Here is a 22,778-nt window from a genome sequence, read left to right as displayed (position 1 = left end):
GTTACATTATTTCATACTTCGCCTTCTTCAATTACAACCCTCATCGATCACATTAAGTAATCCTTTTCTTTATTCTAAATAATCTCGCAACCTTTTGCTCCTGCTGGGGTGGCGCAATTTACGCAAAGCCTTGGCCTCAATTTGTCTTATCCGCTCTCTGGTAACGTTGAAGCGCTTGCCCACTTCTTCCAGAGTATGGGCATGGCCATCCTCCAGGCCAAATCTCAAGCGCAATACCTCTCGCTCTCTCTCGGTCAGCTCGCCAAGCATCTCTTCCAGTTGTTCCCGCAACAATTGACCCGCCGTGGCGTCTTCCGGATTGGGAGATTCCTTATCCTCCAAAAAGTCTCCCAGTTGGCTGTCTTCCTCTTCCCCTATAGGCGTCTCTAGAGAGACGGGCTCTTGGGCAATTCTTTGAATGTCCTCGACTTTCTCCGGCGGCAATCCCAAAGACTGTGCTATTTCCTCTATGGTCGGTTCTCTACCCAGTTGCTGTACCAACTGCCGAGAAACTCGAATGAGCTTATTTATGGTCTCCACCATATGCACGGGAATTCTGATGGTGCGCGCCTGGTCAGCAATTGCCCTCGTAATGGCCTGCCTGATCCACCACGTAGCATAGGTACTGAATTTGAATCCCTTTCTGTAATCGAACTTCTCTACAGCCCGTATCAAACCAAGGTTGCCCTCCTGGATCAAATCCAGAAATGACAAGCCTCTTCCTATATACTTCTTTGCTATACTTACAACGAGACGCAGGTTCGCCTCTATGAGCTTTTTCTTAGCCTCTTCCTCTCCCTCTTCGACCCGTTTCGCCAGCTCCACCTCTTCTTCCGGAGTAAGCAGAGAGATTTTTCCTATTTCTCTCAAATACATCCTCACTGGGTCGGATATGGAAACACTTTCTATGTCCGAAAGTTCTTCCAGACTCACCTGAGGGAGAAGTTCGCCCTGCCTGATCTCTTGAAGTTTATCTTCTTCTTTGACATCTATTCCCAATTCCAAGAGATTGGAGTAAACATTGTCCATTATATCAGCCTCACTTAGGGCCTCCTGGGGCAAATATTTTTCAAGGTCATCATATGTGATAAAGCCCTTTTGTCGCCCCTCCTGCAACAATTCCCGGATATTTTCTATCAATTCTGCCATTTCGTGACTTTCCATGTCTTCTAATTCCTGTGACTCCTGATCCACGATGTTCTCGTTACGCTCCATTTGTCTGTCTTCGCCTTCGAATTTTACCGACTTTTCAATATCTTTATCTTTATCTTTATCTTTATCTTTTTCTTTTTTGCTGTTGTCTTTCCTGTTCATCTGTCCTCCTTTCCTCCCTTCAACAAGGAAGCTATCTTTCGCATTTCCTTTATTTCATCGTAATTGGCTTCCCCTTTGAGCATCTTCGAATAAAGCTCGTCATATCTAAATTTAATCGATCTCAACCTCAGTTCGCCTACAATTACGTCCCAGGGGCTTATTCCTTCCTCGAATTGTTCGCAAAAGGCGTTACCCAGGGCCAAGGTTTGCAAGGGAAAGAGATCCCCTGAATTCAACCATCGTTTCTCCAATTCTTCCGTGGATTCGCCGTTAATTAAGGCTGCAACCAACGTTTTTATCCTTTCGTCTGAAATTAGAGGATATATCTCCTCCTCCCTAAAATGATGCCTTTTTTCCGGATCGTTCCATAGAAGAGCAAAAAGAGCCGCTTCTTTCGCATCGACCGCCAAGCTTTTTTCATCCTGTTTCTTGCTTTCATTTATATATACGCTAGATTTGGCCGATTTCCCTTTTTTTTCATCTTCAGCCCTGGTTTTATTTGCCCCAAAGTTCAACAGCATATTCTCCAAGGCATACCTGGGAACCTCCAAGGCAGAAGCTATTTGGGACATAAAGGGGGCAAGGTCGGGCAATGAAATCCCGGAGAAAGATTCTAGCAATTCCTCTACAGCTTTCTTTCGCAGAGAGAGATCTTTTAATGCTTTCTCTCTTATTTTTAAATGATAAAGAGGAAGATGGAGGCTTTGACTTAAAAGCTCCTTGAAGGCCCTCTCCCCCTCCTTCGATAAAAACTCATCCGGATCGACATCATGGGGCAAGACAACTACTTTAACCTGCAAACCCGAAGCCTGCAACAGATACATCCCCCGTATTGCCGCTTCCTGACCGGCCGTATCGGCATCGTAGCAAACGTAACAAACATCGGCAAATCTGCTTATCAAATTTGCCTGTTCCTCGGTCAATGCCGTCCCCAGAGACGCCACGGATTCGCCAAACCCCGATATGTGCAGTCTGATTGCATCCATGTAGCCTTCGACTAAAATCGCCCGCCCCTTCTCGCGCATGGCATCCTTGGCCACATTAAGCAGATATAGGCATCGTCCTTTATGAAACAGGGGGCTTTCCGGCGTGTTGATATATTTGGCGCCCTCACCCGCTATGGAACGTCCTCCAAAGCCAATTAACCGACCTATTACATCCCTAATGGGAAAGATTATTCTACCTCTGAAACGATCGTACAAACCCCGTTGACCTTCGATAACCAAACCGCATTCGATCGCAGCTTTCGAAGGAATGCCGGCCTTATTGAGCAGGCGCCACAAATAATCCCATGAAGGAGGCGCCCACCCTATCTCGAAGCGGGACCACCACTTCTCCAGTAGCCTCCTCTGAATTAGATACTTTCTGGCAACTTCTCCTCCCGCGCTTTCCAGGCTGTCACGGTATATCTTAAGTGCTTTCTCCATGACTTCGCTTAGGTTCCACTCGTTGCGCCTGGTTTCATTGCTATCGATTTTGATTCCAACCCTGTTGGCAAGCAATTCAATGGCATCGGGAAAGCTCAGCCCCTCGATCTCCATTACAAAAGATATGACATCACCGCCTTTGCCGCAGCCAAAACAATGAAAGAACTGCCTGTCGGGCATAACGTAAAAAGACGGCGTTTTCTCGCTGTGGAATGGACAGAGAGCTCTATACCCTTTTCCTACTTTCTTTAATTGAACATAATCGCCTACAATGTCCAATATGTCGAGCCTTCTTTTTATCTCTTCTATTTGAAATTTATCCAAACCAACCCCTCCAAAGCCAAAAAGGGAGGGAACAACATCTGCCCTCCCTAAAATTTCCGATAAAACTGGGTTTTGTCAACGGCGAATATTTAAGCGGCAGTTACATTAGCAGCGGGGCTATGACGAGAGCGATGATGGACATCAACTTGATCAATATGTTAAGGCTTGGACCGGCCGTATCCTTAAAGGGATCTCCCACAGTATCGCCGACCACGGCTGCTGCATGGGGAGGTGTACCTTTGCCGCCCAGATTGCCCTCTTCGATATACTTCTTAGCGTTATCCCAAGCTCCGCCAGCATTGGCCATGAAAATAGCAAGCATCACTCCCGTTACGATAGAACCGGCAAGCAGTCCGCCCAAAGCAGAAGGGCCCAGAAGCAAACCCACAACCACCGGAGAAAAGACCGCCATCATCCCGGGAACGACCATCTCTTTAAGGGCTGCCTTTGTAGAAATATCGATACACCGTTCGTAATCAGGTTCCTGCGAGCCTTCCATGATGCCCGGAATTTCTTTGAACTGACGCCGCACTTCTTCGATCATGCTCTGTGCAGCTCTTCCAACGGCTTGAATAGCCCTAGAGGAAAACACAAAAGGCAGCATCCCGCCTACAAAAAGCCCGATCAAAACTCGAGCATCCATTAGATCTATATACTTCAAACCGATAGCGCTGGAGTAGGCTGAAAAAAGTGCAATGGCCGTCAAAGCAGCAGAGCCTATCGCAAGACCTTTACCCACCGCTGCAGTGGTATTCCCTACTGCATCCAACCTGTCGGTGATCTTTCTGACATCGGGCGGCAAATGGCTCATCTCCGCTATGCCGCCAGCATTGTCCGCTATGGGGCCATAGGCATCGACGCTCAACGTCATTCCCGTGATGGCAAGCATGCCTACTGCCGCACAGGCGATGCCGTACAAACCTCCCGTCTGAACGGCTATGAAAATAGCCGCACATATCAATAAAACCGGCCACATAGTCGATTTCATTCCCACCGCAATCCCGGTCAGAATGTTGGTCGCATATCCCGACGTCGACGCGTTGGCAATTTCTTTTACGGAAGTGTAAAAAGAAGAAGTGTATATCTCAGTAATATAACCTATGGCGACTCCGCAGATAACTCCGGCCAAAACTGCCCAAAATAGGGACAAATCGCTGAACACGGCCATCGTTAAAAAGAAAGAACCGATTATCATCAAAATGCCCGTAGCAAAAGTGCCCTTTCTAAGGGCGAGCTGAGGATCTCCCTTCTCTTTGATCCGGACGAAAAAGGTACCTATGAGTGCCGATACTATTCCTATCGCTGCAAGCAAGATCGGAAAGGACACACCGGTAATGCCAAATATGCCGGCTCCAATAGCCATGGCAGCTATGATCGAATTAACGTACGATTCGAAAAGGTCCGCACCCATGCCGGCAATATCTCCTACATTATCGCCCACGTTGTCCGCTATGACGGCAGGATTTCGGGGATCGTCCTCGGGAATTCCGGCCTCCACCTTGCCAACCAAGTCGGCCCCGACATCGGCTGCTTTCGTGTAAATGCCACCCCCGACCCTTGCAAAAAGCGCTATAGAGCTTGCTCCAAAACCGAAGGCGGTGATAATGTTCGGATCCCTATATAGCAAAAAGGCAACTATTATTCCTAAGATTCCTACGCCAACCACGGTCATGCCCATGACGGAACCGCCCGAAAAGGCAATCTTTAAGGCCTGATTCATACCAGTAGTGGCAGCAAAGGCCGTCTTCCCGTTGGCCCTAGTAGCCACCCTCATGCCTAAAAAGCCGGAAAAGGCGCTACAGACGGCCCCCAACAGAAAGGAAACCGCCATGGGAAAGCCCAACTTCCAGGCCAAAAGGCAGGCCACTACGATCACGAAGGGAATGAGAGCCCTGTACTCTCTATACAGAAACGCCATGGCACCTCTTTGGATAATGTTCGAGAGGTAATTTATCCGATCATTATCCACCTTAAATCCGTTTATGCGATTAACTACTATAACAGCGTATAACAATGCTGCTATTCCCGCTCCTATCGAAGACCACAACGCAAATCCGTTCATTGCCAGATCCCTCCGTTTACGATAATTTCAAGCCCGCCTTTGTTTAGGCGGGCACATCTGATCATATAAGAAGCGACCCTAATTATATGCAGGTTATCCTAAATTTGCAAGATCGAATCCCATTTCGCATTAGTTAAACATGACAACGCCGCTATATACAGCGACCTTCAGGAAGGAGCGTTCCTTAAAGTTCATGCAGGAATTAATAATGTCCAAATATTTGAAAAAGTTATTATTTTTTCTCCTCCGGAATTACTAATAGCACCTCGCCCTTTTTATCCTCTACACCTTTCAATGAACCTATCATACCCCTAACGGTTCCGACGATGAAATCCATGACGAAATCGTTCAGGCCTATTTTCTGCCCTCCTATATACAGTAAAGCACTTTCCCTCCTGCTTCCCCTTCTTTCGACAATCCACTCCGCCAACTGACGCTCCTGCCCCGACCGAAAATGTGGCAGGGCAGGAAGGACGTCGTCGGTGCAATCGAAGAGGCAAAAAATTCCCTTTACTTCACCTGAGGGAGGCTCTTTGCCTACCCAAATCTTAGGGATGGGCAGTGATTTTCCTCCCTCCAATAAAATCAAATCTCTATCAGGGAAAAACTTCTTCTCGATCTCCTCTAAGGCAATACGGTTGCCCTGGACTTCGACTCTAACCCCGTCTGCACCCCAAAGGGCTACTTCGACACCCAAGCCGGCAATTACCCCGCTGTCGGTGTCTCGACCGGAAATTACCTCATCATGACAGTGCTTTATATAGCCCACTTTCATGGCGAGCTCATCTTTGAATATCTCGATAAGCTTTTTACAAAGCCCGGTCTTTCCGCTATTTTTGTAACCACATAGGGAAATCTTGTAGGCCATCAAATCTCCTCCTCCGAAATTTCACTCATATTCCCTTTTCGTACTCCAAATTCTCCTGTAACAATCAAGAAAGAATATAAACAATGACAAAACAATAGGACCTAAGAAAATCCCAAGGAATCCCCACACGTGAATTCCGCCCACCACTCCCAAAAAGACTAAGAGAAAATGAACCCTGCTTCCCTCCGATATGAAAAGGGGGCGTATCAAGTTATCGATGGTACTAACGACCAAAAGAGCCCAACCCGCCAATATAATGCTTTCTTTTACGTTGCCCATCAGAAAAAGGTAAACGGCGGCCGGAATCAAGACGAAGGGAGTGCCTATAAAGGGTATCATGGCACAGATAAAAAGAAGAACACCGGCCAACAGCGGTGCGGGCAGGCCTAAGAAGAACCAACCAGCCACGCCAAGGCAGGCCTGAATTCCCGCCGTCACCGTAGTCCCAATGACTACCGCTTTCATCATTCGCGTCGCGCTCGTGAAAAGGGATGCCCTCTCCTCCTTTGGCAGGGGCAGGATGTCATCGAGGTATTCTATGACCACGTGGCCATCACGAAGCAGGTAAAAGGTCGAAACCGATATGACGAACAATTGATAGACCATTTTAAAGGCATTGCCCAAGAGGCCTCTGGAAAAATCACCAAGCGACGAAATAACGTAATTTACCGCTCGATGAGTGAGATCGCGCAAAAAGGAAGGATCGCCTTTGATGCCGAAATACTGGATGACGTAATCGGGAAGCCTGTTAACTAACGATGCCCACGCCGCGGCAAATGTCTCCTGTATCGATTCGAGATTGTCGGAAAGGCTGGAGATGAACCTTAAGGCCTCTCTAGCTAAAGAAATACCTATAAAACCCATAGGGACACAGATAAGCAAGACTACACACCCGGCGGTGATCAGTGCGGCCAGGTTTCTGCGCTTACCTCGAAAGACCTTCACATATAAAAGCTTGTTTAAGGGGTGAGAAAAAAAGGACAAAATGACAGACCACATTAGAGGGCGCACTATTGGCTCCGTTATGGAAATCCCCAGGAGGGCCAAGAGGGCAAAGACGATCAAAAAGGGAAGATAGCCTCCCTGAGGTGATCTGTTGGCAAACGATCCGTTCATATTTTCATCACTCTCCGCTTAAATCAATCGAAAACAGATCCTATTGGCGCTTCTGTCGACCTCTACCAATTGCACATCTACCATATCACCTAAACGAAACACCATTCCCTTCGACCCCTTCAGAATAAAATCATCCTCGTCGTAGTAAAAATCGCCCCATGAATCCAGGCTTTCCTTTGACACAAACCCCTCTACTGTGTTATCCAGCTCGACAAAAATACCTCTATGTGTTATCCAGGATATTACACCCTTGAAGCATTCGCCAACTTTATTTTCCATATATTCCACTATCTTCATTTTGACCGAGGTCTTTTCCAATTCATCGGTTTTCTCCTCCATCATGCTGGCATAGGAGGCAATGTCCTTCAGCTCCTCAAAGCTGTAGGGCTCTTCGAGGGATCTTTCTTCTTTGATCAATTCGTGGACGATCCTATGTACAACCAGGTCGGGGTATCTCCGTATAGGCGATGTGAAATGCAGATAATATTTGAGAGCTAGGCCGAAATGACCTAGACAAACCGGGTCGTAACGAGCTCGCGACAAGGATCTCAACACCAAGGTGTGAACCAACCTTTTGAAAGGAAGGCTTTCCACACGCTTCAACAGGCGATTTATGGTCCTGTTAGACCGGTTGATCCTTTTAATCTCAATTCCCACCGACGCAAGGATCCGTCTAAGCTGTTCCAACTTTTCTCTATCGGGCCTCTCGTGAACCCTGTATATTGCCTGAATATCGCTGTTAAATACATATTCGGCTATCACGCTGTTTGCTAGGATCATAAAGTGTTCGACAATCCGATAGGAAAATATCCTCTCTACGACCCTCACGTCTACCGCCCTGCCCTCCTCGTCTAGCACCACCTTCGCTTCCGGAAAGTCAAACTCTACCATACCCTCTTTTTTCCGCCTAGAATAGAGCTTCTTCGCGACTCGGGATAGCCTCTGCAGCACCCTGTCGATCTCTTCCCCAAAGGTGTTCCTGCCATCTAAAACCTCTTGAGCTTCCTCGTAGGTGAGGCGCTTGCGAACTCTTATCACGCTTGGAATGACTTTGTATCTCAAAAGCTCGCCCCGACGATTCAACACCATTTCCACGGTAAGACATAACCTGTCTTTTCCTTCTATCAAACTACAAAGGTCCGACGAAAGTCTGGGTGGCAGCATCGGGATGGCTCTATCGACGAGATAGACGGAAAAGCTCCTTTGCCTTGCTTCAATGTCAATTTGACTTGCCGGCCTGACGTATTCCGACACATCGGCTATATGAACACCTACTAGCCAACCCTCTTCTACCTCCTCTATGGACAAGGCGTCATCAAAATCCTTGGCATCCGACGGATCTATCGTAAGAGCGACCTTTTTTCTTAAATCTTTTCTCTCTCCAGGCGCACAGTAAAATGTAGAAAGTTCGCTCAACCTTTCGGCCTCTTCAACTACTTCCCGCGGGAAATCGGCACTAATTTTATATTCTTCCATTAGGGCCAATATTCCCACCCTTGGATCTCCTTCGGATCCCAAAACTTTTACGACCCTTCCCACGCCGGGATTAGGAAAATAGGGATATCTTTCAATTGCGGCAACCGCTACCTGGTTCTCTTCGAATTCACCTTCGTCATCCAAAAGAAGGGTAAAATTATAGCGTCGATTTAATGGAATTAAGTGAAACTTATTCCCTATGCGCCTAATTAAGCCAACTATTTCGGAAGTGCCCCTTGAAAGGATTTTTCTGATCTTTCCATAGGGCTTTCCTTTACCTCCATACACTACGACCTTTACTCTATCTCCGTGAATCGCGCCGTCCATATCGTCTTCGGCAATGTAAACGTCAGGGATACCCATGGAGCTTACGAAACCAAACCCACGGGGATTGACCTCAAGCACTCCGACGACCAAGCGGCCTCGCGACCGCCTGGGCCTATGTTCGATGTTTTTCTTATTCTTATTTTTATCCTTACTATCGCGCTTCATCTTTTGCCGCCACTAAGGCCGCAGCTATTCCTGCCCCGACGCCGTTATCTATATTTACTACTACCACGCCACCGCTGCACGCATTTAACATAGACAACAGTGCAGCAAGGCCTCCAAAGCTGGCACCGTAACCTACTGAGGTGGGAACTGCTATGACGAGAGTCGAGACCAACCCGGCAACTACACTCGGCAGGGCGCCTTCCATTCCTGCAACAACGACGATAGCACTCGACTTTCTTATCTCGGGAAGATAGGGGAAGAGTCGATGTATGCCTGCTACGCCTACATCGTAGAACCTTTTCACTTTACAACCCGCAAATTCGGCCACCCCCGCAGCTTCTTCGGCCACCGGCCGGTCGGAACTGCCGGCCGCGATAATCGCCACCCCCCCACGCCCTATCGGCGTTTCAAAGCGACAGAGAGCTAACCTCGAATCATCTCTGTATTCCATATTTGGAAGGAAGGATTTCAACATTTCGTATTTATCCTTTGTCATACGACTGAAGATCGCATTAGCCCTATGTTCCGATAGGCTTTTTGCTATCTTAATTAACTGTTCATCAGATTTTCCTGGGGTGTAAATAATTTCGCCTATCCCACGCCTTATAGATCGATGCCAATCTAGCTTCACATCGTCAAGGTCTTCATAGGGGAGAAAAGACAACTTTTCCACAACTTCATCTACATCCAATTCTCCTCGTTTTAAAGAATTCAGTAGCTCTCTCAAGCTGTTTTGCAAATCCATGAATGCTTACGCCTCTCTTTCCTGTACCGTTTTCCCAATTATATTACAAAATCAAAAAGGCTGTGGTTAGTGTACCACAGCCTTTAGGTCAACAAGTTTTGTATTTATCCTTAAAGGATTTATGCCCTTAGTCGTAATCTGGCATATCAGGCATCTTTGGAGTTTCTTTCTTCTCCGGCTTATCAGCCACGAGAACCTCAGTCGTGAGAACCATGGCAGCAATTGAACCAGCGTTCTGCAAGGCGCTTCTCGTAACCTTAAGAGGATCTATGATGCCCTCCTCTATCATATCTACATATTCGCCCGTGGCAGCGTTGAGACCCTGTCCTTTCGGCAAGCTGCGCACCTTCTCCACGATTACGTCACCCTGGTAGCCAGCATTCTCGGCTATTAAGTGTAGAGGTTCCGAGAGGGCACGCAGTACTACTTGTGCGCCGATTTTCTCGTCACCCTCAAGATTTTCGATGAAGGATTCCAACGCCGGGATGCAGTTGATGAGAGCAACGCCGCCTCCGGCAACTATTCCTTCTTCTACGGCAGCCCTCGTCGCGCTTAAGGCATCCTCGATGCGATGTTTCAGTTCTTTCTGCTCTGTCTCGGTAGCAGCGCCAACCTGTATGACAGCCACTCCACCGACCAACTTGGCGAGCCTCTCCTGAAGCTTTTCCTTGTCGTACTCTGAAGTTGCCTCTTCCAGCTCGGCTTTTATCTGTGCAGCGCGTTTCCTTATGGCCTCGCTGTCTCCGGCACCTTCTACTATGGTCGTCTCCTCTTTGGTTACGCGGACTTTCTTAGCGCGACCAAGCATGGAAAGATCTGCGTTTTCAAGCTTGATTCCCAGCTCTTCGCTTATTACCTGCCCGCCGGTAACTATAGCGATGTCCTGCAACATAGCCTTTCTTCTCTCGCCAAAGCCCGGGGCTTTCACAGCACAAACCTGCAAAATACCGCGTAGCTTGTTGACCACGAGCGTAGCCAGAGCTTCGCCTTCTACGTCTTCTGATATGATCAAAAGAGGCTTCCCTGTCTGTACAACCTTTTCCAATACAGGCAGAAGGTCTTTCACATTGCTGATCTTTCCGTCGTTGATCAATATATAGGCATCCTCAAGGGTAGCCTCCATACGCTCGGGATCGGTGATCATGTAGGGGCTAATGTATCCCTTGTCGAACTGGAGACCTTCCACCATTTCCAAGGTGGTTCCGACGGACTGGCTATCCTCTACGGTTATTACGCCATCCTCTCCAACCTTGGACATGGCTTCGGCTATCAATTCGCCAATGCCTCTGTCATTAGCGGAAATAGAAGCCACTTGGGCAATCTTGGCCCTGTCCTTTACGGGGATAGACATCTTCTTAAGCTCGTCTACGATTACATCGACCGCTTTCTCGATGCCCCTTCGCATCAACATGCCATTTGAACCTGCCGCTACATTTTTCATGCCATTGCGTATCATGGTCCTCGCAAGCACCGTAGCAGTGGTGGTTCCGTCGCCAGCCACATCGTTGGTCTTGGAAGCCACTTCCTTGAGAAGCTGTGCTCCCATATTCTCAAAGGGCTCTTCCAGTTCGATCTCCTTAGCTATAGTAACGCCGTCGTTAGTTATCGTGGGCGATCCAAACTTCTTTTCCAAGACCACGTTTCTGCCCTTAGGTCCCAGGGTAATACCTACAGTATCCGCAACTTTATTTATTCCACGCTCCAAAGCTCTGCGTGCTTCTTCATCAAACTTCAATACCTTGGGCATATTAGTTCCCTCCTTTACGACTTTAAGTTAATATTTCACCGTTGGACAACTACTTGTTTACTACAGCCAAAATATCGCGCTCGCTCAATATAAGGTACTCTTCGCCCTCTATTTTGACCTCGGTCCCAGCATACTTGCTGAAGATTACCCTTTCGCCAACCTTCACCTCAAGGGGTAACTTTTGACCGTTTTCAAGCACTCTGCCGCTTCCCACGGCGACTACTTCTCCTTCTTGAGGCTTCTCCTTAGCGGTATCGGGTAACACGATTCCACCTTTGGTCTTTTCTTCCTGACTTAGAACCTTGATTACTACACGATCTCCAAGTGGCTTGAGCTGCATTTTCATCCCTCCCTGCTGATATGAACTGTATCACGGTCCTCCTTGTTAGCACTCAATCATGCTTAGTGCTAACAAGCGATACTAATGTTAAGGTCCTTATGGTAAATAATACAAGTATGAATATTGGCGTTTATTCACTTTTATTGACGGCTATAAACAAATTACTGTTTTATTCTCGTTTTTTTGGGCTTTTTCTAGACCAATGATTTGGAGGGATCCGGCATGAAGGACAAGGATGCTCTCTCACCCCTTTTGTATGCGTTATAACCGGCAGCGGCAATCATAGCCCCATTGTCCGTGCAGAGTTCTATGGGCGGAAAGTAGGTCTTCCAGGGCACGCCTTTCATCTTCCTCCTCAGCTCGAGGTTTGCGGCAACGCCTCCGGATACGGCTACTTTGCGAATGCCCGTCTTCCTCACAGCCAGCTCCACCTTGCACACTAAAGCTTCAGTAGCAGCGTGCTGAAAGGAGGCACAAAGATCCTCCAGTCTTAAATAGGGATTTCTTTTCGACGCCCATATCACTGCGGTCTTCAGGCCACTAAAACTGAACTCTATATCAGGACTATCCGCCATGGGCACCGGAAGGGCCACAGCCGCAGGGTCTCCGCCCCTTGCCGCCTTTTCTATGGCCGGTCCCCCAGGATAGCCAAGGCCCAAGAGGCGAGCGATTTTATCGAAGGCTTCTCCAATTGCATCGTCTCTCGTGGCCCCAAGCAATACATAATCCCCGAAGGACCTCACCAAAATCAACTCGGTATGTCCGCCGGAAACTATGAGCGTTATAAAGGGAGGAAACAAATCGTCATGGGCCAAATAATTTGCGAAAATATGTCCTTCGAGATGGTTAACCGTTATTAAGGGGACCTCCCAGACTTGAGCCAGAGCCTTTGCTGCGGTAGTTCCGATCAGCAAAGATCCCATCAAACCGGGCCCGTCAGTAACCGCTATTAAATGAATCTCCCTCGACGGGTTTTTTATCTCACATTCCGTCAGAAGCCGCGAAAGCAGGGGCAAGAAGTTCTCGAGATGCTTGCGCGATGCGAGTTCGGGGACAACTCCTCCGAAAGCCTCGTGATCTTCGAGCTGGCTTGCCACAAGAAAACGGCGCAAATGCCTTGCGCCCTCCAGAAGTGCTACGGATGTATCATCGCAGCTGGTCTCGATACCTAAAGTCAGCATTATCGATCACCTGCCGCAACCGTTACAGGAAGAACAACTCCCCCCGGAGCAAGCAGCGGATCTTTTTTTTGGCGATTCTCCTTCTAGGTGAATTAACACCTTTCCGCGACAATAGGGACATCTCTGGGCAAAACTGGCGCTTTCAAACTCCTTGTTACAACTGGCACATCGATATTTATGCATTAAAAATCCCCTTCCCTGATTATTTCGTTCTCTTTATCTTTTTGACATCAATCTCTATATGGTCTTCGTCGTAGGATATATTATATAACCCATCGGGTGACCGAGGAACGGTAAAGGCCATACTGTCTACGGTACCTGTAGGCAAAGCCCCTGAGGCAAAACGATTGAACCCAGTCAATATATCTTCTTTCGTCAAACAAACGCCGTTGACTGTTATCTTAAAAGGGTCGAAATCCCAGGGCTTGTAAACCTCGTATCGCAGCACGAACAGTTCTTTGCCTTCGGTCTCGAGACTTCCAAAATGACCGAGATGCCACTTAAGCCAATCGGGGATTTTCCCCGAAGAAATGGAGGCCTTGACGAGCACATCATCAATGTAAAGAAAATCCAACCTCGCCCTTGCTCCCAAAATAAGGTCCCCAAGCATTTCTCCCTCCAGGAATATGGTTCCGGTACGTTCCGCAGACAGAGATTCAAGCTTGTCTTGAGAGCCTTGGGCCACTTCGACAAAGGAGAGAGCTCCGAGGACAAGCAAAAAAAATACAACTAATGGCAGTAGGGTTCTTCTCAATTTCATTCACCGCCTTTTAATTTCTTTATTTCATCCCTAGAAAAGCTATATACTCTATTGCAAAAATGACATCTTACCTCTATAACATCATTCGCCTCTTCTCCCTCCGAGGTGGAGAGCAACAGGGCTTCGGCCAGCTTCCTCGAACATCGACAACCGAATTCGAAGGTCAAGCTATCGAGCCATTTTTTATCGATGCCATCGAAAATAGTTTCCAATATATCCCTTGGAGATTGAGAGCTTTCCGCCAACCTGCTCACAGAGCCATGCTTTTTAAGCAATTCTTCCAACATTTCTGCAAAGGCCTCGTCTGCACCGGGCATCAGCTGGACCATAACGCCACCTGCAGATATAACACCCAAACTAGGCCTTTGCAGAACACCAAGCATTACAGCAGTGGGCATTTGTTCCGATTTTACGTAATAATAGGCAATATCTTCTGCAATTTCGCCCGATATCAAGGGCACTCTTGAAACCACAGGTTCCTTTAGGCCGACATCCTTTATTACAGTTAAATAGCCCTTCTTTCCTACTCCGGCGCTTACATCCCATTTGCCCTCTTCCGAGAGGGGCAGCTCCACCCATGGTTTGCTCACATAACCCCTGACCGATCCAGCCCTTTCCGCATCGGCCACTATTTCACCCAGGGGGCCGTCTCCTTCTATCTTCAGCGTAACTCTGGCCCTTCCACCCTTTTCCTGGGCCGCCATCATCATAGAAGCCATCACCAGCCTGCCTAAGGCGGCCGTCGCCACAAAGGACAGGTTGTGAATCTGACGCAACAGCTCCACCAGTCCCGTTGCCTCTACGACTATCGCACGAGCATCTCCCTTTCCAAGCAAACATTTGTGTAAAACAGCTTTCTTGGCATCACTTTCAGGCATCTTACCTTCTCCTTTTAAATGATCGCTCTATCCACTTCCACTCCTGCAATCCGCACGCTAAGGTCGTAAGGCCATAGACAGACATGCCCGCTATGCCTGCGCCAATTAACCATAAGACCTTAAAAATTGTACCCCACTCCGCCCGATAGGGCACGAGAAATTTATAGGATAAAGTCGTTACAACCAAGATAACGGCCGAAAGACATAATTTTGCCAACCACTTATAGTTAAATATCTTAAGATTCATCTCCGTCGCTTTGGAAAGATAATACATACCTATAAAAGCTCCACTGGTGAAGGCGCAGGCCACCCCCAAGGCAATGCCGCGATAAGATAGCCACTTCATTGTCGAAGCGCTCACCAAAAGATTTATAATTACCGTAGAGGCGGTAACGATTAAAGCCCCCTTGGGCAATCCATAAGCGTACAGGGCACGGAGGGTAACATTAGTCAAAGCCATGCCCAACATTCCCAAGGAATAGATGGCCAGCGATTGGCTTGTAGCTCGCCATGCCCAATCGTCAAAGGCTCCCCTGTAAAAGACGCAGTTGACGGCCTCAGAGGAAAATATCACTGCCAAGACGGATATGGGCAAGATGAGGAAAAAGGAAAATTTAAGGGAGTCGCCAAAGATCTCTGCGAATTCCCCTTTATCGGAAGAAGCCTTTGAAAGGGTGGGCAATACGGCCTGAGATATCGCTATAACGAACAATCCCAGAGGAAGCTGCAAAAGCCTGTCGGCATAATTCAGCACGGATATGGAGCCCGCTTCCAAAAAAGATCCCATCACCCTGCTGATGATGGGATGCAGCTGATTAAAGGAAAGCCCCGCTACGTAAGGAAAAAACAGTCGAGTCATCGTCCTTAGCTCATCGTCACCACGATCGATCTTTACGGGATAAAGGACAAAACCCTTCTTGGTGCTCCAAATCCATTGTACCAAAAACTGAAAAAAGCCGCCGGCCAAAACTGCTACAGGAAGGGCCGAAATGCCATGCTTTCCGTGTAAAATTAGGGTGATGCAGATGAAAACGACGTTGCTGACAGCCGGAGCTATGGCGGGAACAAAAAAAGAACCGAGACTGTTAAGAACACCCATCACTAATGCAGACAGGGATATTATAAGCAGGAAGGGAAAAAGCCTTCTGGTGAAAGATATGGCCAACAGGCTTTCCTGCCCTGAAAAACCGGGCGCTATCAGAAAAACCAAGAAAGGTGCGAGGATCATGCCCAATAAAACTACAAGGCTCCCTGCTATAATCAACAATGTAAGGGCTTGACGCCCTAATTCCTTTGCCCTTTCCTCTCCCTGTCGGTTTAGGACTCTGGAAAAAATGGGTACAAAGGTGGCAGACAATGCCCCCTCCGCCAGAAGCTGCCTCGCCAGGTTGGCTAAAGTATAGGCCACCAGGAAGGCATCCAGTTGTCTTGAGGCGCCAAAAAATGCAGCTATGATGGTTTCCCGAACCAAACCCAATATTCGACTGGCAAAAGTTCCGATGGTCATCATCATAGAATGTCGTATAATTGTATCAATTGCTTTGGCCAACCTTATCCTCCTAACTTTGTCCAAATCTTTTGGTGATGGTGGTATCAGTGAAGACAAAAACTCATGTTTGGGGAATTGGAAACAGCATATTGGGAGATGACGGTGTCGGTATTTATGTTGCCAGGATGCTAAAAAGGCTGTCTCCTCCGGGCTTTGAAATTGTAATATGCGAAAGCGTCCCCGAGAACTTCGCCCCATTGCTGAAAAGAAAAAAACCGAAACATCTAGTCATCGTCGATGCGGCACAGATGAACTTGCCTCCTGGATGCATACGAAGGCTTCCCCTCGATGAGTCGACGGGGCACTCCGAAATGACTCACGGAATATCCATTTTACCTTTGCTAAATTACTATGACTTGAGCTGTTTAGTAACTACGATAGGAATACAACCGAAAACCTTAGACTTTTCCACCGAACTTTCGACTCCGCTACGCAAAGCTGCAAAAAAAGTTGCCAAAATCATCCTCAGGTCCAAGTACGACGAAATACCTTTTCTTACCAGCTAAATCTCTCTCCAAGGTAGTATTTTCTTGCTATGTCGCTCCTTGCCACCATATCAGGAGGGCCTTCTACCAAGATTTGTCCTTCGTGAATCAAACAGGTCCTGTCGGTTATGGCCAGTGTCTCGCGGACATTATGATCCGTGAGGATTATTCCATATCCTCTTCGCCTCAAACCAACGATGAGCTGTTGAATATCGTAAACGGCAATGGGATCGATACCGCTGAAGGGCTCGTCAAGCATCAAAAAATCCGGCTCTATTGCCAACGTGCGGGCAATTTCCACCCTTCTTCTCTCGCCACCGCTTAAAGATTGTCCCCTCACATCTACGATCTTTTCCAGACCAAATTCTTTCGTGAGACGGGATACCCTTTCTTCGACTTCTTCCACCCCTAAATCCTGCTCCTCCAACACCAGGCGGAGGTTTTCTTCAACGGTCAAAGATCTGAAGACCGAGGGTTCCTGGGGCAAATAGCCCAAACCCAACCTGGCACGGTTATGCATGGGAAAAGATGTAATCTCAACATCATCGAGATAAACTTTTCCTCCATCGGGATAAAGCAAGCCGACGATCATGTAAAAGGAAGTAGTCTTGCCAGCTCCGTTCGGCCCCAGGAGGCCGACTATCTCTCCTCTTCTGACCTCAAAGGAAACGCCCGATACTACCTTCCTCTGTTTGAAGGATTTTTCTAATTTAACAACAGAAAGCAAATCGGCCATATCAGGCTTATTCCTCCTTGACTTCCACTGTAACTTTAGGCCTGCCCAAGGCCTCTATGTGCTTGTCGTCCACGTGATAAATTATATTTTCCGCCTCTATAGTCCTTCCCTCCTGAACTGCTCTGGCATCGCCGGTAACTTCTAAAACCCCCTTACTTTTTATATAGCGGGCCCTTTGACCTGTTATGTGAGTCTTTTCTCCCTCTTTGGGCTCATGATCTATCACTACGCTTCCGCTCGCTAGCAGTTCCTCTATCATCTCGTCTTTTATTTTCCCCGTAACCTCGAGGGCACTCACGCGAAGGCCGCGCCCCCTGTCGACAAAGCGGCGGACCTTATCGGCCTTGAAATTCTCCCCTTCTCTTACCACCTTTTCCGCCACTATGGTCATTTGACCGAATTGGGCATCGACATCTCCCGTAGCGCTGTAATAAATCTTCTCACCCTGCAGCCATTCCAGCTCATTTGAGCGTATGTCGTCTTCCTTGCCGCGCACCAGATGGCTGTTGCCGACAGAGCGCAGCAAAGTCCCCCCTTGAGTTTTGCTTATCTGAAGCTCAAGGCAGGTCAATGTCGCCTCTTGGGAAGGCCAAGAGGCGACGACCTGGTCCCAAAACCTAAATTCCTCTGTATTTATAAACCCTTCTGCAAAGGGAGCCTTTACTATCAGGTCTTCTCTGGTAACTTCCACGTTTCCCTTGGCAGTCACCTTGCCCGTGCCGGGATCGTAATAAAGCTCGTCGGAAAGCAATATAATTTCCGTTGTAGCCCTTTTTTCCTCTCCCAAACAAAGATGAGGATCAGAAAAGAGCATTAGGGAAAGAAAAATCGCAAGAAGGCCTAAAGCCTTGTTCGCCCTCATTTTGCTCCTCCTAGGAAATGTCTTTATTTTAAAGCCCCTAAATCGGAGACAAGAAGTTCAGCTATCTGCACCGCGTTTAACGCTGCTCCCTTTCTTAAATTATCGGATACGACCCACATGGACAAGGCCCTGGGCAATCCCATATCATACCTCAAACGACCTACATAGACAAAATCGCTTTCTGCAGCCTGCAAGGGAGTTATGTATTTATTTTCCGACATTACGACAACGCCGGAAGCATCGGAGAGCAAGGCGTATGCCTCCTCGAGCGTCACCTGATCCTCAAATTGTGCCACGATGGCCTCAGAATGTCCACGCCTTACGGGCACCCTCACTGTAGTACAACTAACCTGCAATCTATGGTGGTGCAATATCTTTCTTGACTCGTTCAACATTTTCCACTCTTCTTCGGAAACGCCCGTCTCGTCGATATCCCCAATGTGAGGCAAGACGTTAAATCCTATGGGCAAAGGATAAACATGGGGTTCAAAGGTGTTTCCCTTCAAAATTGAAGAGATGCTATCGTCGAGCTCTGCCAGGGCTTCCTTTCCTGTCCCCGATACCGATTGAAAAGTAACGGCCGAAAAATACTCCAGACGAAACCTCCTATGAAGAGGAGCCAGGGCTACAAGAGCTTGAATGGTGGCACAGTTAGGATTGGCTATTATTCCTCTGTGCTGCCTTATGTCTTGGGGATTTACCTCAGGGACAACGAGAGGAACCTCCGGATCCATTCTCCATGCGGAGCTGTTGTCTATCACAACGGCACCATTAGAAACGGCTATGGGAGCCCACTTTTTAGATGCATCGGCTCCGGCCGAAAAAAGCGCTATTTCCACTCCTTCAAAAACATCCTGTGACACTTCTTTTACCTCAAACTGGCTTCCGCGAAACTCGACGACCCTGCCAGCTGACTTGCTGGAGGCCAGAGGTATGAATTCCGTAACCGGAAAATTTCTGTCCTCCAGAGTCTTTATCATCTCTTGTCCTACCAGACCTGTTGCTCCTAAAATTGCTATCCTCATTTTACTTTTCTCCTTCCAAGAAATGTCTGTGCAAAGCAGATACAGCCCTATCTATCATCGACGAAGAAATTACACAGGTTATCGAGTTGGAAGTGGATGAAATCATATCTATGTTAATGCCCTCCCCGGATAAAACCGAAAACATCTCGGCAGGTATTTCCGGATGAAGGGACAACCCTACCCCGACTATGGACACCCTTCCAACCTCAGCATCGTAGGTAACCCCCTGAGCATCGATCTCGCGGGCATAATCTCCGCATACTTCGATGGCCTCTCCCAAGAGCGTCTCCTTGACCAGAAAAGCGATATCGTTAACGTCTCCCCGCATAACACTTTGTATTATCATCTCCACTCCGACCCCCCTGTCTGCCAGTTTGCTGAACAAACCGGCAGCTATTCCGGGGACATCGGGCACTCCCAGCACAGCTATTTTAGCAATATTTTTATCATGAACAACAGCTTTTATAGCGAGACCTTCCTTAATTGTCTTTTCTTTCACCCACGTTCCCTCCCCTTCCAATATGCTGGAACTCACATAAATGGGCATGTCGTATAAAGACGCGAATTCAACGCTTCTTGCCTGAAGGACCTTCGCGCCGAGGGCAGCCATTTCTATGCACTCCTCGTAGGAAATGTACGTTAATTTCCTCGCAGTCGAAACAATTTTCGGATCCGCTGTGTAAACCCCGTCAACATCTGTGTATATATGGCAAAAGCTGCTCTTCAGGGCAACTGCCAAAGCCACCGCAGACAGATCTGAACCGCCCCTTCCCAAGGTCACGAAATCTCCGGCTTCGTTAATCCCCTGGAAGCCCGTTACAACCGCTACTTCTCCCTCTCCTTCCAGCCAGGAAAGCACCCTCTCAGGGTTTACATCAGCAATCCTGCCTTCCATATGGTAGCCCGTCGCCGAGATACCTGCTTGAGCGCCATTGAAGGACTTTACCCTGAAGCCAAGCTCCTCTATGGCCATCGCCAACAATGCAGCGCTCTGCTGTTCGCCCGTGACGAGAAGCTGATCCAATTCCCTGCCGTTTAAAACATTGGAGGTTCTTTGTGCGAGATCTATTAACCCATCCGTTGTCTTTCCCATGGCCGAAACGACAACTGAGACTTTAAGGCCTCGATCCAAGTAGTCGTTTTTCACTCGAACCGCCACATTACGGATCCTGTCGACGGTAGCCAGGGAACTTCCACCAAATTTCAACACTACGAAAGGGCGGGACATTTATCTGCCTCCATAGAGATGTTCGTTTCCGAGGTTTTGATCCTGGCTCCCTCCTGATCGACATCCAAGACGAAAAAGCGAGATCTCAAGCCCTTCTCTGTGAAGACGGAGCACATCTCCTTCGCCGTTCGCGTAGGATTTCCCCTAACAAAGGCCAGGACACTCGGACCGGAGCCGCTTATGGCGGCCCCAAGGCATCCCGGAGCGGATTTGACGCGTTCCAGTATCTCCTCTCCTCCCGGGAAAAGCTTAGCCCTATAGGGCTGGTGAAGCTTGTCCTCCATAGCCCATGGCAAGTTTTCCAGTTTTCCCGTCATCCATGAAGCTGCAAAGAGGGCAGCCCTGCTCAAGTTGAACACGGCATCCTGAAGGGAGACATCCCGGGGCAACACCTCTCGGGCCTGTTTGGTGTCCACAGTCACATCGGGCACAGCTACGACCACTTTCACCTTCTCCCTGAAGGGCGGTAATTGCACGAATTTCACATCTTTATCATCCCAAGAGCTTATCACGAAACCGCCAATACAGGAGGGAACTACGTTGTCGGGATGCCCCTCCAGCTCAACCATGATGGGAAGGAGTTTCTCTTTCGGCAAATTGATCTTGCCTATTACATTCGCCAACATGACGCCTCCCACCACCGCTGAGGCAGAGCTTCCAAGCCCCCTTGCGAGGGGAATAGCGTTATAAGATCTGAGCTTAAGCCCGACAAGAGGAACATCGAATCTCTTCATGGCCGCTTCGTAAGACCTTATCAGCAGATTGCTCTCGGGCGATGCTAGCCCCTTTCCGCCTTCTCCAACAGTATCAATGTCATATCTTTTCGCCGGCAATAATCCAAGCAAATGATATTTATTATACAAAGACAGGGCAACGCCGAAGGAATCGAAGCCCGACCCTATGTTTGCACTTGACGCCGGCACTATGACGGTCAACACGAAAGGATCGCCTCCTTTAAAACATCATATTTTGCCTCTATCTCTCTGGGCGAGGACGTTACTCGATCCACAATTTGAGGGTCTTTCAAGCCATTGCCCGTCAAAACCATGACAACCCTGATGTTCTTGGGCAATTTCCCCTCTTTTTTCAATTTATAAAGACCGGCCAGCGTGGCACAAGATGCAGGCTCGGCAAAAATACCCTCTTTCCGGGCAAGCTCTTTCTGGGCATTTAAGATCTCCTCGTCTGAAACGGATAAAAACATACCGTTGCTGTTTCTAACGGCAGCTAAAGCTTTTTTTGCATTGACGGGATTGCCGATCCGTATCGCCGTCGCTATTGTCTCAGGTTCGGGAACGGGAAAGCCCTTCACAAGGGGAGCAGCTCCCTGGGCTTGTATGCCCACCATTTTCGGTATCGATCCGATTAAACCTTTTTTCATATACTGAAAGAAACCCGTCCAGTAGGCAGTGATGTTGCCCGCATTGCCGACGGGCAAGACGCACCAGTCGGGAGCACCGATTTCATCGCAAACTTCCCAGGCGCCGCTTCTTTGCCCCCACAATCTGTAGGGATTTACGGAGTTGACTATCTTTAAGCCCAAATTATCGGCAATCTTGCGGACCATCTCGAGGGCTACATCGAAATTTCCCCGCAGGGCCAAAACGTTGGCGTCATATATCAACGCCTGGGCGAGCTTACCTTTTGCCACCTTGCCGGAAGGAAGGATCACGTGGCATTTTATCCCCGCCTTGGCCGCATATGCCGCTGCCGACGCCGAGGTATTGCCTGTCGAAGCACATATGATGCCTGACGAGCCCTCTTCTACCGCCTTAGAAACGGCCAACACCATGCCCCGATCCTTAAAAGAGCCCGTGGGATTTAATCCTTCAAATTTAGCGAAAAGCTCTATTTCTAGTTTAGCTCCCAAATTACAAAGCTCGACCAGGGGCGTATCTCCCTCTCCTATAGATAGAAGGGGCGTATTTGGGGTAAGGGGAAAAAACTCGGCATATCTTTTCAATAAGCAAACCATGTGGACTCTCCATCCTCCCGTAAAATTATTAAACCCCCCTCAAGCCTCCGCTTGGAGGCGAGAGGAGGGCTCTCGCGGTTCCACTCCAATTTCCGAAAGACGCCTTTCGGATCTCTCTCCGCTTTAAGGGGCGGACCCCGCCACCTTATCCGACGAGCATCGGCTTCGATGGCAGCTCGGGGGTGGTC

The 22,778-nt window shown here is 48.3% G+C and carries 20 protein-coding genes and 1 other annotated feature (1 of these 21 running past the window's edge); of the genes, 1 reads left to right on the top strand and 19 read right to left on the bottom strand.

Annotated elements, in window-relative coordinates; genetic code table 11:
- Positions 1-69 precede the first annotated feature (69 nt).
- From rpoD to murJ, 13 genes are all read right to left on the bottom strand, one after another.
- Positions 70-1,314 (bottom strand): RNA polymerase sigma factor RpoD, encoded by a 1,245-nt coding sequence (gene rpoD / locus BLU12_RS10205; protein ID WP_091459748.1) that lies wholly within the window; start codon positions 1,312-1,314, stop codon positions 70-72.
- Positions 1,311-3,065, bottom strand: a complete 1,755-nt coding sequence (gene dnaG, locus BLU12_RS00210) for a DNA primase (RefSeq protein WP_091459746.1) — start codon at positions 3,063-3,065, stop codon at positions 1,311-1,313. Before dnaG ends, rpoD begins: the two co-directional genes overlap by 4 nt.
- Positions 3,066-3,165: 100 nt before the next feature.
- Entirely contained in the window at positions 3,166-5,127 is a 1,962-nt protein-coding gene (locus BLU12_RS00205; RefSeq protein ID WP_091459744.1) for a sodium-translocating pyrophosphatase, read from the bottom strand.
- A 232-nt stretch (positions 5,128-5,359) separates the two neighbouring features.
- On the bottom strand, positions 5,360-5,995 hold the full coding sequence (locus BLU12_RS00200) for a molybdopterin-guanine dinucleotide biosynthesis protein B (protein ID WP_009201531.1): 636 nt from the start codon (positions 5,993-5,995) through the stop codon (positions 5,360-5,362).
- Between the two features lie 21 nt (positions 5,996-6,016).
- Positions 6,017-7,111, bottom strand: coding sequence for an AI-2E family transporter (locus BLU12_RS00195; protein ID WP_091459743.1), 1,095 nt, complete (start codon positions 7,109-7,111; stop codon positions 6,017-6,019).
- 18 nt (positions 7,112-7,129) lie between these two features.
- Positions 7,130-9,079, bottom strand: a complete 1,950-nt coding sequence (gene rnr / locus BLU12_RS00190) for a ribonuclease R (protein ID WP_091459741.1) — start codon at positions 9,077-9,079, stop codon at positions 7,130-7,132.
- Entirely contained in the window at positions 9,066-9,824 is a 759-nt protein-coding gene (larB, locus tag BLU12_RS00185) for a nickel pincer cofactor biosynthesis protein LarB (protein WP_009201534.1), read from the bottom strand. Before larB ends, rnr begins: the two co-directional genes overlap by 14 nt.
- Before the next feature lie 127 nt (positions 9,825-9,951).
- Positions 9,952-11,571, bottom strand: a complete 1,620-nt coding sequence (gene groL, locus BLU12_RS00180) for a chaperonin GroEL (RefSeq protein ID WP_009201535.1) — start codon at positions 11,569-11,571, stop codon at positions 9,952-9,954.
- A gap of 49 nt (positions 11,572-11,620) precedes the next feature.
- A complete protein-coding gene (gene groES / locus BLU12_RS00175) occupies positions 11,621-11,911 on the bottom strand; it encodes a co-chaperone GroES (RefSeq protein ID WP_040348179.1) in 291 nt (96 codons plus the stop codon).
- 194 nt (positions 11,912-12,105) lie between these two features.
- Positions 12,106-13,092 (bottom strand): tRNA (adenosine(37)-N6)-threonylcarbamoyltransferase complex transferase subunit TsaD, encoded by a 987-nt coding sequence (gene tsaD, locus BLU12_RS00170; protein ID WP_009201537.1) that lies wholly within the window; start codon positions 13,090-13,092, stop codon positions 12,106-12,108.
- Between the two features lie 202 nt (positions 13,093-13,294).
- A complete protein-coding gene (locus tag BLU12_RS00165; RefSeq protein ID WP_091459739.1) occupies positions 13,295-13,852 on the bottom strand; it encodes a hypothetical protein in 558 nt (185 codons plus the stop codon).
- Entirely contained in the window at positions 13,849-14,730 is an 882-nt protein-coding gene (hslO, locus tag BLU12_RS00160) for an Hsp33 family molecular chaperone HslO (protein WP_091459738.1), read from the bottom strand. The genes BLU12_RS00165 and hslO overlap by 4 nt, the downstream gene beginning before the upstream one ends.
- Position 14,731: 1 nt before the next feature.
- Entirely contained in the window at positions 14,732-16,279 is a 1,548-nt protein-coding gene (gene murJ, locus BLU12_RS00155) for a murein biosynthesis integral membrane protein MurJ (RefSeq protein ID WP_040348181.1), read from the bottom strand.
- A 47-nt stretch (positions 16,280-16,326) separates the two neighbouring features.
- Between murJ and BLU12_RS00150 the strand changes: the two genes are divergently transcribed.
- Positions 16,327-16,785, top strand: a complete 459-nt coding sequence (locus tag BLU12_RS00150; protein WP_234945337.1) for a hydrogenase maturation protease — start codon at positions 16,327-16,329, stop codon at positions 16,783-16,785.
- Here BLU12_RS00150 and lptB read toward each other — a convergent pair.
- From lptB to thrC, 6 genes are read right to left on the bottom strand one after another with little or no spacing between them, the layout of a single operon-like run.
- The gene (gene lptB / locus BLU12_RS00145) at positions 16,775-17,500 is read right to left on the bottom strand and encodes an LPS export ABC transporter ATP-binding protein (protein WP_091459737.1); all 726 of its coding nucleotides are present in this window, start codon (positions 17,498-17,500) and stop codon (positions 16,775-16,777) included. The two genes, BLU12_RS00150 and lptB, sit on opposite strands and share 11 nt — an antisense overlap.
- A gap of 7 nt (positions 17,501-17,507) precedes the next feature.
- Positions 17,508-18,362, bottom strand: coding sequence for an LptA/OstA family protein (locus tag BLU12_RS00140; RefSeq protein ID WP_091459735.1), 855 nt, complete (start codon positions 18,360-18,362; stop codon positions 17,508-17,510).
- Positions 18,363-18,385: 23 nt separating this feature from the next.
- A complete protein-coding gene (locus BLU12_RS00135) occupies positions 18,386-19,387 on the bottom strand; it encodes an aspartate-semialdehyde dehydrogenase (protein WP_091459734.1) in 1,002 nt (333 codons plus the stop codon).
- A gap of 1 nt (position 19,388) precedes the next feature.
- Positions 19,389-20,615, bottom strand: a complete 1,227-nt coding sequence (locus tag BLU12_RS00130) for an aspartate kinase (RefSeq protein ID WP_091459732.1) — start codon at positions 20,613-20,615, stop codon at positions 19,389-19,391.
- Positions 20,597-21,553, bottom strand: coding sequence for a homoserine kinase (gene thrB, locus BLU12_RS00125; RefSeq protein ID WP_091459731.1), 957 nt, complete (start codon positions 21,551-21,553; stop codon positions 20,597-20,599). Before thrB ends, BLU12_RS00130 begins: the two co-directional genes overlap by 19 nt.
- Entirely contained in the window at positions 21,547-22,590 is a 1,044-nt protein-coding gene (gene thrC / locus BLU12_RS00120; protein WP_091459729.1) for a threonine synthase, read from the bottom strand. Before thrC ends, thrB begins: the two co-directional genes overlap by 7 nt.
- Positions 22,591-22,640: 50 nt before the next feature.
- Positions 22,641-22,778, bottom strand: a binding site (T-box leader) (it continues 91 nt past the right edge of the window).

Origin of the sequence: Acetomicrobium thermoterrenum DSM 13490, assembly GCF_900107215.1 — a bacterium.
Classification (GTDB): Bacteria; Synergistota; Synergistia; order Synergistales; family Acetomicrobiaceae; genus Acetomicrobium; species Acetomicrobium thermoterrenum.
The sequence above is the reverse complement of the archived record's forward strand: the minus strand, read 5'-3'. Positions and strand labels throughout refer to the sequence as shown.

Coding starts and splice junctions, on each gene's coding strand:
- larB (WP_009201534.1), bottom strand. CDS start 9,824: ATGGATTTGCAAAACAGCTTGAGAGAGCTACTGAATTCTTTAAAACGA.
- BLU12_RS00205 (WP_091459744.1), bottom strand. CDS start 5,127: ATGAACGGATTTGCGTTGTGGTCTTCGATAGGAGCGGGAATAGCAGCA.
- tsaD (WP_009201537.1), bottom strand. CDS start 13,092: ATGCTGACTTTAGGTATCGAGACCAGCTGCGATGATACATCCGTAGCA.
- lptB (WP_091459737.1), bottom strand. CDS start 17,500: ATGGCCGATTTGCTTTCTGTTGTTAAATTAGAAAAATCCTTCAAACAG.
- BLU12_RS00135 (WP_091459734.1), bottom strand. CDS start 19,387: ATGAGGATAGCAATTTTAGGAGCAACAGGTCTGGTAGGACAAGAGATG.
- groES (WP_040348179.1), bottom strand. CDS start 11,911: ATGCAGCTCAAGCCACTTGGAGATCGTGTAGTAATCAAGGTTCTAAGT.
- groL (WP_009201535.1), bottom strand. CDS start 11,571: ATGCCCAAGGTATTGAAGTTTGATGAAGAAGCACGCAGAGCTTTGGAG.
- rpoD (WP_091459748.1), bottom strand. CDS start 1,314: ATGAACAGGAAAGACAACAGCAAAAAAGAAAAAGATAAAGATAAAGAT.
- rnr (WP_091459741.1), bottom strand. CDS start 9,079: ATGAAGCGCGATAGTAAGGATAAAAATAAGAATAAGAAAAACATCGAA.
- BLU12_RS00140 (WP_091459735.1), bottom strand. CDS start 18,362: ATGAGGGCGAACAAGGCTTTAGGCCTTCTTGCGATTTTTCTTTCCCTA.
- hslO (WP_091459738.1), bottom strand. CDS start 14,730: ATGCCTGAAAGTGATGCCAAGAAAGCTGTTTTACACAAATGTTTGCTT.
- BLU12_RS00200 (WP_009201531.1), bottom strand. CDS start 5,995: ATGGCCTACAAGATTTCCCTATGTGGTTACAAAAATAGCGGAAAGACC.
- thrC (WP_091459729.1), bottom strand. CDS start 22,590: ATGGTTTGCTTATTGAAAAGATATGCCGAGTTTTTTCCCCTTACCCCA.
- BLU12_RS00165 (WP_091459739.1), bottom strand. CDS start 13,852: ATGAAATTGAGAAGAACCCTACTGCCATTAGTTGTATTTTTTTTGCTT.
- BLU12_RS00130 (WP_091459732.1), bottom strand. CDS start 20,615: ATGTCCCGCCCTTTCGTAGTGTTGAAATTTGGTGGAAGTTCCCTGGCT.
- BLU12_RS00195 (WP_091459743.1), bottom strand. CDS start 7,111: ATGAACGGATCGTTTGCCAACAGATCACCTCAGGGAGGCTATCTTCCC.